8 protein-coding genes are annotated in these 13,126 nt (G+C 59.8%); 6 read left to right on the top strand and 2 right to left on the bottom strand.

From position 1 onward, the window contains the following. Nucleotides 1–363: 363 nt before the first annotated feature. The 6 genes from KSS90_RS15710 (at nt 364) to KSS90_RS15685 (ending at nt 11,309) form a co-directional block, all read left to right on the top strand. Nucleotides 364–861 carry an HIT family protein gene (locus KSS90_RS15710; protein WP_217866312.1) on the top strand — a complete coding sequence of 166 codons (498 nt, stop codon included), beginning with the start codon at nt 364–366 and terminating at the stop codon, nt 859–861. Nucleotides 862–1,246: 385 nt separating this feature from the next. Then, a complete protein-coding gene (locus KSS90_RS15705; protein ID WP_217866311.1) occupies nt 1,247–2,554 on the top strand; it encodes a DUF6161 domain-containing protein in 1,308 nt (435 codons plus the stop codon). 561 nt (nt 2,555–3,115) lie between these two features. Continuing rightward, nucleotides 3,116–6,997: a hypothetical protein gene (locus KSS90_RS15700; RefSeq protein ID WP_217866310.1), complete on the top strand. Its 3,882-nt coding sequence runs from the start codon at nt 3,116–3,118 to the stop codon at nt 6,995–6,997. Nucleotides 6,998–7,292: 295 nt separating this feature from the next. Further along, nucleotides 7,293–7,808 carry a sigma-70 family RNA polymerase sigma factor gene (locus tag KSS90_RS15695; protein ID WP_217866309.1) on the top strand — a complete coding sequence of 172 codons (516 nt, stop codon included), beginning with the start codon at nt 7,293–7,295 and terminating at the stop codon, nt 7,806–7,808. Further along, nucleotides 7,805–8,725 (top strand): FecR domain-containing protein, encoded by a 921-nt coding sequence (locus tag KSS90_RS15690; protein WP_217866308.1) that lies wholly within the window; start codon nt 7,805–7,807, stop codon nt 8,723–8,725. Before KSS90_RS15695 ends, KSS90_RS15690 begins: the two co-directional genes overlap by 4 nt. Nucleotides 8,726–8,897: 172 nt before the next feature. Continuing rightward, nucleotides 8,898–11,309 carry a TonB-dependent siderophore receptor gene (locus KSS90_RS15685; protein ID WP_217866307.1) on the top strand — a complete coding sequence of 804 codons (2,412 nt, stop codon included), beginning with the start codon at nt 8,898–8,900 and terminating at the stop codon, nt 11,307–11,309. Nucleotides 11,310–11,391: 82 nt separating this feature from the next. Here KSS90_RS15685 and KSS90_RS15680 read toward each other — a convergent pair whose 3' ends face one another. Beyond that, complete coding sequence (locus KSS90_RS15680; RefSeq protein WP_225933089.1) at nt 11,392–12,420, bottom strand: LLM class oxidoreductase; 1,029 nt, start codon at nt 12,418–12,420, stop codon at nt 11,392–11,394. Nucleotides 12,421–12,443: 23 nt separating this feature from the next. Further along, nucleotides 12,444–13,079, bottom strand: coding sequence for a glutathione S-transferase family protein (locus tag KSS90_RS15675; protein ID WP_217866306.1), 636 nt, complete (start codon nt 13,077–13,079; stop codon nt 12,444–12,446). Nucleotides 13,080–13,126 lie beyond the last annotated feature (47 nt).

The following is a 13,126-nucleotide window of genomic DNA, read 5'->3' as shown; positions in this document are numbered from 1 at the left end:
CGCACTGCGCGGGTAAAGCCAAGAAAGCAAGCCAACGCCGCCCCTCGTTGCGAGATGCGTCGTTGGCAGCCGCTTTGGGAACCTGCATGACCGGACGCGGTAGCGAACCACCTCCCAGCAGGGGAACAGCTCCTGAATGATGGGTGAATCCAACGGCAATTGTGAGTCAAAAGCAGTCCTGCCTGAGCGACTGCTTTTGGCCGGTTTCTGCCTGATGCGACCGGCTGCTATGGGTCGATTGGGTCAGTCACGACCGGCTGCTTTCGACCCAAAGCGGCCAGTGGATAAGGCCCGCAATCAGCCAAAATCGGACATAGATCTGCTGCAATGCTACCCTGCGACCGACCCACTCAAGGCCGCCCCATGGATATACCGACTCGCTTCATCATCCATGAATCCAGGTACTGGATTCTCAATCAGCGCATGGACAGTGCGTTGCCAGGCTACCTGATGCTCAGTGCCAAGCAGATGACCAATTCCCTGGCAGCACTGCCGCTCGAAGCGCAGGCAGAGTTGGGTAAGTTGCAGGCGCGAATTCAGCACGCGATCGAAGCGGATCTCCGGCCCAAACGCTTGTATATCGGTCGCTTTGGGCATGATGCCGGTTACTCCATTCACTTCCACTTCATCCCAGTGTATGACTGGGTGGAAGCCTTGTTCTGGCTCGACGAAAGGTACAGGCTGCTGCAAACCTTCGGCTCAATCGACAGCGCGCTGCTGCAAACAGATGGCGCAGAACTGATGTTGTTTGTCTGGCGGGAATTTTGTGAACGCCCTGTGCCTCCACCGGTTCAAGGCCCCTGTGTTGATGACGTTATTGCGGCCCTACGCGGCGCTTTGGATTGTGAGCTGCCTCGTTGACCTGGAAAGTTTAGCTCACGCAGTTGGCCGCTTTGGGTCGATTGTGCTCACTCGCGAGTGACAGCTATCGACCCAAAGCTGCCCTTCACGACGGGCAGAAATCGACCCGAAGCAGCCGTTCGATGTGTCTACAAAACCAAGGGCGATTCAGAAAGGGCGTAAAGCGCACAGGGTGGAGAATCTGAAGTAGGCGCGGTTAGCCCACAGCTCGAGCTCTCACTTATGAAACAATCCGTGCTCGCTCATTTGTCAGGGGAAGATGTTGATGTCAAAAAGCACGGGTGTAGTCTTACGTCTAAACGGCGACGTGTTAAGGTTCAAATCCAGGGATGAGCTCAAAGATTATTTGCAATCCATTTGCCGGGGGTGGGAGTGGCTTATAAACATGACGGGCGCCTATCAGGAGGTCGGTAAAGCCATTTTTCGGGTCTATTTTTACGATCCGATCTCTGTGATTAGGCAGGAGATGGAAGATAGCAAGATATCTGTCTATAAGCTGGGAAGCGAGACGTCCGTATTTTTACTCAATGACAGTGATGCCGGTTACCTCATCGCCAAAACGAGGCGGGAGTACGATGATGTCACGGCTGCCTTGGCAATCCTATATTTGAGTAAATACACCAGGAGCTTGGTCGCTCGTGACGAAAGGATTAGCGAATTTGCAATCAGCGATCGGCTCACCTTTGAGCGTTCGGTTGCGATTCAAATTGCCATTTCGCTTCAAGGTTTTTCATCCATAGGGGCTGATGCCCGCTCTGCGTTGATGTTGGAAACGTTAGATCGATTCGTTTCGCATGCTGACTTGGCAACGGATGCAGTGAATACCTACGTAACCGACATCAGCGAGTCCACCCAGTCGGCGAAGCGAGACCTCGACAGCTTGGGCGACTCGTTGAAGAACGCGTACATCCGACGTCGCAAACGCTACTCTGCCTATCTGCTCAACGCGCGAAATTCAGCCCGCACGGCATTTACCGACGCTGTAGATTCTTTTGAATCCGCGAAAACTGCGTACCACGATCAAGTAGACCTGAATGCGTCTGTGCAATATTGGATGGTGCGCAAACGGAATCACTCAGTGTTCAAGGTCGTCTGGTTTTTTGCGGTGCTCATGAGCATGGCCGTCATGTTCGTTTCGGTAATGGGCTATTACGGGGTTGGTGGGGCTGCGGGGCTCTCAAGCGCGTTCGGTCAGTACCGTCAGCAAAGCGCGGACGGCAACGGCTCTTCTGTGGGACTCGTTGCAGCACTGTTGCCTGCGGCCGTTTCTGCTGAGGCTGGCGACCCTGTTCAACACTCAGCTCAAACGGAGCCTGCAGATACCGGATCCGCAGTGACCACAACACCGCCCCATGCTGTGGTGCCAGGCGCTGCTCGATCTGAAGTGGCTACGGCGATCGCGGATTTGGCCGGGGTTGCATTGCTGATCACACTTCTGGGAATTCTCATCAGAATTACGCTTCGCCAGTTCAATACCCACTCACACCTGACGTTGGAAGCCGAGGAGCGGATTACGTTCACCAAGACATACTTGGCCTTGCTGAACGAAGGCAAGCTGAAGTCCGAGGAAGACCGCAAGCTGGTGTTGGAGAGTCTGTTCAGATCAACCAAGTCGGGCACCATGGACGAGATCCCGTTCTCCAGCCCGGTTGAGCTGATCTTCAAAACCATTTCTGACAAGAAAGCCAGTTGAGTACATCAAGGGTTCCGGCCCTGGTCACGTAGGCCGGGCCACCTCAGTGAGTATTTCAGCTGCCGCCACACGGCCGTATTGCGACTGTATTGGCCAGGAGCGCCCGGGATGGCACCAGCTCGAGCTCAGCCCGGCAGCGAAGGAATCTTACTCGACGGTGACAGCAGTGCCTGCAGGCGCGTCTGGTCGATTTTTGCTCACGGCCCGATGACGGCTATGGGTCGGAATCGGTCGTTCATGTACGGTTGCTTCTGGCCGGTAGCCGCCCGCCGCGGACGGCCGCTTTGGGTCGACACCTGCCTGTGGTGACTGGCAGAGAGCGGCCAGAAGCAGTCATCCAGGTTTCCAAGCAGTGGCACCGAAGGCAACCAGCCTTACCACGTGGAGGGTTCTACCGGCCAGAGATGAATACCCGGAGGACTCTGGAGTTCCCAGTTTGGTTTGCAGCCATGCTAGCCGGATGGAACCAACCCTCAACTATTCCGTCTTGCCAGTCCTTGCTGTATCAAAAGGCCTTCAGGCTATAAGCTAAGGCCTTAGTCAGCCTGACGTCCCCCTAAAATGCACACACTATTTCACGTAGACGCAGCGGACATAAAATCCCTGAACGACGAGCAAGCGCGCGCACTGATCGCAAGATTGTGTCGGGCTGAGATTCGCAAGCACGGTGGCTCCGAGTCGGCCGTCACCTGGGGTGGCGATCAAAGAGCAAAAGATGGAGGGGTGGACGTCAGGGTAGAGATAAATCCGCCACTGGGGATATCTGGCTATCTACCCAATGACAACACAGCCTTTCAGGTAAAGGCCGAGGTGTTCCCCCCCGGCAAGATACCTGGGGAAATGGCGCCCAAGGGAGTGTTAAGGCAAGCAATACGCGACCTCGCTACGACCAAAGGAAGTTACGTCATCGCCGCGACGCGAGACGATACCTCCGAATCCGCTCTCGATCTTCGACTCAATGCGATGAGAGATTGCTTGTCGGCCAACGGCCTCGGCTCCTCGCCGCATATTGCCTTCTATGACGCGAGAAAGATTGCAGACTGGGTCGAGCAACACCCAGCGATCGTCGCCTGGGTAAAACACCAGCTAGGCAAGCCACTTGTGGGTTGGCGCCCATACTCGGGATGGGCCTACCAAGAGACGACCGTCGACTCCGAATATCTGATCGATGATCGAGTCAATGTGTTCACGCCTGACGCAGAGAAGGGCATTAATGTTTCGGCCGCCATTGATCGCCTGCGTATCGACCTGTCGAAGGGGGCAAGCGTACGCATTGTCGGCTTATCTGGCGTCGGCAAAACGAGACTGGTACAGGCGCTCTTCGATCCGCGCGTGAGGGCACATCAGGCTGCGCTGAGTGCTGACGACGTGCTGTACACGGACCTTTCAGATGGACCTTCACCTCAACCTTCAGCGATGCTCGAAGCGCTGATTGAAGACGGAAGTCAGTGTGTTCTCGTCGTGGACAACTGCGGAGCTGACACTCATCAGAGGCTCACCGAGCTGCTGAAAAAGTCTGGCAGCAAGATAGGCTTGGTTACTGTTGAGTACGACGTTCGAGACGACTTACCAGACGCCACGAAGTGCTACCGTCTCGAAGGCTCCTCCGATGACGTAATCAAGCAACTTCTTCAGCGGCGTTATCCAGTCCTATCGTTCAGTGATGTCGATACCATCACCGCATTCTCCGACGGTAACGCTCGCCTCGCGTTTGCGTTGGCAGCGACGGTTACGACGACTGGTGAGCTGGCGCGGTTGCGAGACTCCGACTTGTTCAAGCGCCTGTTTCATCAGAAGTCCGCCGAGAATGAAGATCTCCTCAGCTGCGCGGAAGCGGCCAGTATTTTGTACTCGTTCGACGGCGAAGACGATGGCCCTGACTCAGAGCTCAACAAAATTGCCGCTGTTGCTGACGTTTCATTGATCACCCTACAGCGAAAAGTGGTTGATTTACAGCGAAGAGGTCTCGTACAGGTGCGCGGTAAATGGCGTGCTGTTTTGCCACACGCGATTGCTAATCGACTCGCAGCCCAGGCACTAGAAGCGATACCCAAATCGCAGATCGTGAATATCTTTGTCGATAACGCGAACGACCGTGTTGCCCGGTCGTTCTCGCGGCGACTTGGTTACCTACATGAAAGCACAAAAGCCGCCGAGCTTGTACGGGACTGGCTCTCGCCATCCGGGCGCTTGGGCGATCTAACGGCTCTCAATGATATTGGCCATGAGATCTTTCACAACATTGCGCCTGTATCTCCAAAGGTCGCTTTAGCGGCAATTGGACGGGCTGCCAATATCCCTAGCTTTCTTTCGGACGAAAACAGACAACGTGCTCAGTATGCGCACACGTTGAAAGCCATCGCGTTCGAAGACGAAGACTTCGATATCGCCGCCGATATTCTTGTCCGGTTCGCCTTGGCGGAGCCCCAGGAAAATGGGGGGCACGAATCCATTGTAGGAATCCTGACGTCTCTGTTTTTCTGCGTGCTATCCGGGACGAATGCCCCACCCAATCAAAGGGCAAAATTCGTCAGAGAACTGCTTGAATCCGGGGACTCCAAGCGGGAGCAGTTGGGGATTTTGGCGCTCGATACGGCGCTTGAGACAGGGTATTTTACCTCCGTGAGCAGATTCGATTTCGGAGCTCGAAAGCGGAGCGAGGGATGGGCTCCTGCATCCAGCTCAGATGTTAATGCGTGGTACATGCCATTCATTCGCATGGCACTAGACATTGGTAAGCAGACGTCCGAGCTTTCTGAAAGTTGCAGATCTATTTTGGGACGCCGCTTGAGAGGACTTTGGGTTGACACGAATCTGAGGCCAGAAGTGTGTGCAGCAATAGAAGAACTGGCTTCAGTCGCGAGCTGGCCTCAGGGTTGGTTTGGGGTCAAAAGCATTCTCCGCTTTGACTCGGGTCAACTCGATGAGTCGGTTCAAAACGAGCTGCGCGATCTGGAGAAACTTCTCAAGCCGAAGGCTATACCCGACATGATTCGAGCTCGACTTCTAGAATCGAATCAATTCGACCTAGATCTTGATGACGATGATGCAGATCAGAGAGCTGAAACGACTGGTGAGCGCATCCGCAGATCAAACCAGGCCTTGGAGGAGCTTGGGGAGGCTGCTGCCACCATTGAGGGCCTTCTCTTGGAGTTACTCCCGCAATTGTTCTCAACCAAGTCAGGAGCCAGTGCATTTCATTTGGGGGTTGGGGTTGGAAAACAGATTGCGGACCCGAGCTGGATTTTGGATGCGGCAAAAGAACATATCGCCACTGCCATGCCCGGAACCATCGGTGTCTTGTTCCTCCGCGGCTTGCTTAACGGCTGGCATCACGCATCTCCCGCTTCTGCCGAGGAGTTTCTCGACAGCGCGGTGAGTGATGCAATTTGGGCCAAATGGATCATGGACCTGCATTGCAGCATACCGATGAACCAAGCGGCTTACGCTCGAATCCACCAATCAATCAAGGCTGGAAATACTCCTGCCTGGCAATACTCCTATCTCGGGATGGGCAGACAAACTGACTCATTCTCTGTTGCAGAGATTGGCGAGCTGCTTTCTGCGATAGCACTGCTGCCAGATGGTGGTGTCGTGTTTCTCGACGTCTTTGCCATGGTCGTCCACTGCGCATCAGATCACGATGATGCGTATAAGGAGTCACTGGCGGCAACCTGCCTCAATCTTCTGGGCTCAGCCGAATGGGGAAAGGTTCTTGGAGATCGTGCCAATAGTGCTTACCGCCTTGAGAGCATATTGGAGTTTTCATTGAAGCGATTAGCTTCTTCCGAAGCAGCGCTGGAGGTATTGAACGGTCTAGTTGCCTTTGCGCGCACGAAGGAATGTAGTTATTTCAATAGGGACGTCATCAAAAACGCTATCTCGCCGTTCCTCAGGCACATGCCGCGACGAGCGCTCGACGCGATTTATGTTCCCGGTGAAGAAGCTTACTACCGTCAGGTGTCGCCGGTGATTGGGCGCGCTTACAGTGATCGGAAAGAGACAGCACTCAGCGTAGTCCCAGTGGACATGTTGATCGATTGGTGTAATGCCTCCCCGTCTGATCGTTACGTGTTCGCGGCGCGGAGCTGCAAGCTATTCGACACCCGAAGTCAAGTAAGTGAAGAGCATACCAATATCGACTCTGTGGACGATTCTGAGTTGGTTATTTCGGATGCCGCGCTGGCTGTGCTCGCTAATGCTCCTGATAAGAAAGCTGTAATCGAAGCCTATTTGAAGCGATTTACGCCTTCAGGCTGGTCCGGGTCTTTGGCCGAAATCCTGAAGAAGCGGATTCCGCTTCTCGATGCTCTGAGTCTCGGTAACGATGAACAACTGAAGCCAGTATTGGCGACAGCTAGAGCGAGCCTCGAACGAAGAATCGCAGCGGAAGAGCTTCGAGAGGACGAAGAGGAGCGCGAGCGTACTGGGAGCTTCGAATAAGCTAGCCCGACGCCCCCATTGGCCGGTAACTGCCCGTCCTAACCGGCAGCTATTTGGCCGTTAGCTGCCCTCCGCGAGGGGCAGCTTTGAGTCGAAAGGGACCACTAGCAAAGTCCTCTTCGCCTCGCTTTGCGCTCGCCCAAACACCCAGCTATGCCCAGGCCCCATCAGGGCATATGGCGGACTTCAATCCCTGCGACTCCTTTCACATGCCAGCATTCCCAATCCCTCCCTCACTGAGTACACTTGAGACAAATTCCTATTTGCAGCTGGTAATCTTTTTAGGGAGGACGTGATGTCCACCGTTGTTCCCGACGGCGCTGCGCACACGGGCCTGGAAACGCTGTATCGCGAACACAGCGGCTGGTTGCACGGTTGGTTGCGTCAGCGCCTGAGCAATTCCGCCGATGCCGCGGACCTGGCCCAGGACACCTTCATCCGGGTGCTGCTGGCACGCAGCGCGGCCACGCTCAAGGAGCCGCGGCACTACCTGGCGACCATCGCGCGTGGGCTGACCATCGACCTGTACCGTCGCCGCAGCCTGGAAAATGCCTACCTCGAAACCCTGGCGCTGCAGCCGGAGCGCTACGCACCCTCTGCCGAAACCCACGCCGCCGTCCTCGATACCCTGATGGCCATCGACCGTATGCTCGATGGGCTGGGCTCGCGCACGCGGGCTGTGTTTCTCGCCGTGCAACTGGATGGCCTGAGCTACGAGAAGACCGGCGAACGCCTGGGTGTTTCGGTAAGCACCGTGCGCAAGCACCTGGCCCGCGCGCTGATGCATTGCCTGCTGGTCGAGGACGCATGAAGGCCATTCTCAGCGCGGCGGTGGACTGGTACGTGCGCCTGCATGACAGCAGTGTCGATGACGCCACCCGCGCCGCGTGGCAAGCCTGGTGCATGGCCGACCCTCGCCACGCCGCAGCTTGGGCGCGCCTGGAGCAACTGCAAGGCCGCCTGGGCAGCGCTCCCCGCGGCGCCGTGCAGACCCTGGAAAACGCCAGGCGTGACCGGCGCCATGCCGTGAAGGCACTGGCGCTGTTGCTCGGCGTCGGGGCCGTTGGTTGGCAGGGGTACCGGGCTTCGCCCTGGAGTGCCGACTATGCGACACGGATCGGCGAGCGCCGCCGACTGACCCTGGCCGATGGCACGCGTCTGGACCTCAACACCGACAGCCGTGTCGATGTTCGCTACGACGCGGGCCAACGCCTGATCCAGCTGCAGCGCGGCGAGATCCTGGTGGAAACCGCCAAGGATGCGCGGCCACTTAGCGTGCGCACCGTGGCAGGCGACATCCTGGCCCTGGGTACCCGCTTCAGCGTGCGTCAGGACAACGACGTGAGCCATGTGGCGGTGGCCGCCCATGCCGTGGAGGTGCGGCCCAGCCGGGCGTCGCAGGTGGTGCGTATCGACAGCGGGTACAGCCTGAGTTTTACCGCCGACCACATCGGCCCCCTGCAACCCTTGGCCCCAGGTGGCCAGGCCTGGGCCGAGGGCATGCTGGTCAGCGTCGACTGGCGCCTGGACGAGGTGGTCCACGAGCTGGCGCGCTACCGCCCCGGTTATCTCGGCTGCGCCGGGGAGGTCGCGGGCTTGCGCCTGTCTGGCGCATTCAACCTGGACGACACCGACGTCGCCCTGGCCAGCCTGGAAGACGCGTTGCCAGTTCGCGCACGGCGCATGACGCGCTACTGGGTGCGCCTGGAGCCCATTGGCAAGGGGTAGGGGCCCACAATCGTGGAGGCCCGAGCCAGGCAAAGGGGGGTGAAATCTCATCCGCTTTCAAACATTCGAGAATTTTTCGCATTTGGGGTAGCAGATTTCCTTCGCTGCTTCGGCTCTTGAGGGCGCGCGCATCAAGCGTGCCCAAGCCAACCCGAAACAGGAACCCCTTTTCATGTCCGCACGCCGTACCTCGCTAGCCTGCAGTATTCGCCAGGCGACCCTCGCACTGAGCCTTTGCGGCGCCGCGCTGGCGACCTCGACCGCCTGGGCCGCCGCGCAGCGCTACGATATCCCGGCCGGCAGCCTGGCCTCCGCGATTAGCCAGTTCGCCGCCGCCAGCGGCGTGACCATCAGCTTCAGTAATGACGAAACCAGCGGGCTGCATTCCTCGGGGCTGCACGGCAGCTTCGAGCTGGAGCAAGGTTTCTCCGCGTTGCTGCAGGGATCGGGGCTGCGCGTGCAGCAGGTGGGCGACAAGCGCTACGTGCTGAGCAAGGTTTACAACGACGGCGCCGTCGAGCTTGGCGCGACCAGCGTCGACGCCCTGGGCCTGGGCAGCACCACCGAAGGCACCGGCAGCTACACCACCGGCTCGGCCAGCACCGCTACCGGCCTGCGCCTGTCAGCACGCGAGACGCCGCAGTCGGTCAGCGTGGTGACCCGTCAGCAGATCGAGGACCAGAACCTGACAGACGTCACCCAGGTGCTCGAGCAGACGCCGGGCGTGGTCGTCGACAGCATGGGGCCGGCCGGCAGCGACGCCAACCATATCTATGTGCGCGGCTTCCAGGTCGGCAACATCCAGGTCGATGGCGTCAACCGCCCCGATACCTTCGGCTTTCGCGACGACCTGGCCGACATGGTGTCGTACGACCGGGTCGAGGTGGTACGCGGCGCCACAGGCCTGATGTCGGGGACCGGCGACCCCGGCGCCACCATCAACCTGGTGCGCAAGAAGCCGACCCTCGAGACGCAGCGCAAGCTGACCCTAAAGGCCGGCTCCTGGGACAGCTACCGCACCGAGCTGGACCTGTCCGGCAAGCTGTCGGAGAGCGGCCATGTACGTGGGCGTTTCGTCGCCTCGACCACCGACAGCCAGAGCCATGTCGACCGGCAGTCGCTGGAGCGCCAGGTCGCCTACGGCGTGGTGGAGTGGGACGTTACCGACAGCACGATGCTGACCGTGGGCGCCGAGTACCAGGAGATGGACAACGACGGCGCGGGTAACCACGGCTTCCCGATGTACAACTCCGATGGCAGCCACTTCAATCCGTCGCGTTCGTTCAACTCGGCTTCGGACTGGAGCTACCACAAGCGCCGCGCGAAAACGCTGTTCACCACGCTGGAACACCAGCTGGACAACGGCTGGCAGTTGAAACTGAATGCCGAGCACAGTCGCCGCAGCTATGACGACACCTTCGCCACTGCCGCCGCCGGTAGCGTCAAACCCGATGGCAGCGGCATCAGTACCTGGACCGGGCGTTGGGCGGGCGAGCCCCGGCAGACGTCGTTCGACCTGTCCGCCAGCGGCCCGTTCGAGCTGCTTTCCCGCGAGCATCAAGCGTACCTCGGCGCCAGTCACTACCGGGCCTACTACCGCAACAACGGTTACCCGTTGTGGACGATCCAGTCCATTGACAACATCCATACCTGGGACGGTTCGCTGGCGATCCCGGATGCCATCCACACCAAGTCTTCGGAAGATGCGCTGGATGAAACCCAGGATGGCCTGGTGGCCTCGGTACGCTGGAGCCTGGCCGATGAGCTGTCGTTGATTACCGGCGCGCGGGTGATCGACTGGAAGCGCGACGAAAGCGCCACCACCCTGGCGACCGGCAAGACCAAGCACACCTCGCGCAGCGAAACCGGGGTTGTCACGCCTTACGTGGGGCTGGTCTACGACTTCGCCGAGAACTGGTCGGCCTACGCCAGCTATACCGCGATCTTCAAGCCGCAGAGCAGGCAGGATGCCACTGGCGGCTACATCGAGCCGCTGGAGGGGGTGAACTACGAGTTGGGTATCAAGAGCGAGTTCTGGGACAAGCGCCTGACCACCGCCTTCAGTGTCTTCGAGGTGCAGCAGGACAACCTGGCCGTGGCTGACGGCGACAAGCTGGCACCGAACGGCGACCAGGCCTACCGCGCCGAATCCGGCACCAAGACCCGTGGTTTCGAGATGGAAATGGCGGGGCAGATCCTGCCTGATTGGCAGGTTTCCGCCAGCTACACCTATGCCCAGGCCGAAGATTCCGATGGCAAGCGCCTGCTCACTGAGGTGCCGCGCGATACCTTCAAGCTGTTCACCAGTTATCAACTGCAGTCCTTGCCACAGTTGAAGATTGGTGGCGGCGTGCGCTGGCAGGGCATGGAGTACAAGAAGAACGCCGGCCCGAACAAGGAGACGTTCACCCAGGGCGCCTACAGTGTGGTCGACCTGATGGCGCAGTACGCGTTCACGCCGCAGACCAGCGTCGCCTTGAACCTCAACAACGTGCTGGATGAGAAGTACTACTCCGCGATCGGTGGGCGCGGGTGGTACGGCACCCCGCGCAGTGCCACGGCAACGTTGGTCTACGCATTCTGATTCACGTCGGGCAGGCCGGGTGGCGCCCATGGCCGGGGCCACCCGACATACCGCGATGGACAGGCTCTGCGGCTGCCTGGTGCTACCAGCTTTGTGAATGAGGCTGCGGCCCTGGCAGCGTCGGAAACAACGGCAACACCTCCTCGGCCAGCTCCTGGATGATGTCCTGCGCCGGACGCCTGGCCATCTGCAATCCCAGCGCGGCGTGGTTCACCCCGGCCTCGCGCCATTCCTCCAGCAGCTCGACCAGCCCATGGCGCCCTGTGCGCAGCACATAACCGCCCTGCATGGGTGTTCGGGGAAAGTGCGGGTCGTCGTCCAGGTCGATCCATTCATTGGTCATGTGCGGGCGAAAACCACCACCCGGTATCGCCTCGCGCCAGGCGCGGACTTTTGCCGCCAGGCGCAGCGGCCCGTGCCTGTCGTGGGTGGCGTGCGGGTAGGTGAGCCAGCCGTCGGCATGCTCGCCGAGCCATTGCAGGCTTTGCCGCGACGAGCCGGTCATCACCAGCGGGATGCGCCCGCAGACAGGCGCGGGCAGCAGGCGGGCGCCGTGCAGTTGCCCCAGCGGTGAGTCGATCGGCCCAGGTTGCTGGGCCAGCAGCCGACGGAAGTAGTCCACGCCCTGGGCAAAGCGCTCGCCACGGTTATCGTGGTCCAGGCCGTAGGCCGGGAACTCCACGGGCCGGTCCCCCGAAGCGATGCCCAGCACCAGGCGCCCGCCCGACAGGTTGTCGAGGGTGGCCGCGGCCTTGGCCAGGTCGATGGGGTGGCGCAGGGGGAAGACGGTACTGCCGGTCACCAGGGCGATGTGTTCGGTATGGGCGGCCAGATAGGCGAGGTAGGCAAATGGGTCGAAGACCTGCCCGGCATCGCCAAAGTGCGGGTCGAACAACGGCACGTCACGCACCCAGACCGCCGCGAAACCCAACTGGTCGATCTTGCTGACCAGGCGCGCCTGGCCGGACAGCACACGCATATCGCCGTCATAGAAGCGCAGCGGCATGAAGATGCCCAGCGTCAGCGTGTCGGGGGCGAACATGCGCCGGTAGCCAGGATGCTCGCGGAAGGCGTCGGCGTTGGCGCCACAGGTGCTCGGGGTGGTGTTCATAACTGCTCCTTGGGTCAGCGTGTTCACGGCCCGGTGGCCGGGGCGGGTAGGCAGATACCGCGTTGCACGGCCGGGCGCCGTTCGACCTGCCGGTACCAGCGCACCAGGTGGCGGTAGGCGCTGAAATCAAAGCCCACCAGGGCTGCGATATGCAGCCAGGCGAAGGTGGCGATGTCGGCAATCGAATAAGCGTCCCCAGCCAGCCACGAGCGGCTGGCCAGGTGCTGGTCGAGCGTCTCGAAGGTGCTTTCGGTCAGGCTGCGGTAGCGCTGCAGCGCCGCCGGGTTGGGCACGGCCTCGAAGCACTCGAAATGCACGCGCTGGCCGAGCAGGGGCCCCATGCTGGCGCTGTGGTACATCAGCCAGGTGATCGCGGCCCAGCGGGGCTGCGCTGCCTGATCGAGCAACTGGCCGCTGAGCTGAGCCAGGTAAAGCAGGATGGCGGCGGACTCGAACAGCACGATGTCGGCATCACGGTCGACCAGCACGGGTATGCGGCCTGCCGGGTTGAGCGCGAGAAAGTCTGGTTGCATGTGCTCGCCGTGCTCGATGCGGACATGCTCCAGGCGATAGGCCAGGCCCATTTCTTCCAGTGCGATGGTGATTTTGAAGCCGTTGGGGGAGCTGTCGGTGTAGAGAACAAGGGAGGGGGCTTGCATGCTGGATAACCTCAGGGAAACTAACGTAAGTTGTTTGGCCTGAGCGC

The sequence above is a fragment of the Pseudomonas maumuensis genome, from assembly GCF_019139675.1.
Lineage (GTDB): Bacteria > Pseudomonadota > Gammaproteobacteria > Pseudomonadales > Pseudomonadaceae > Aquipseudomonas > Aquipseudomonas maumuensis.
This window is presented reverse-complemented; position numbering and strand designations above follow the sequence as displayed.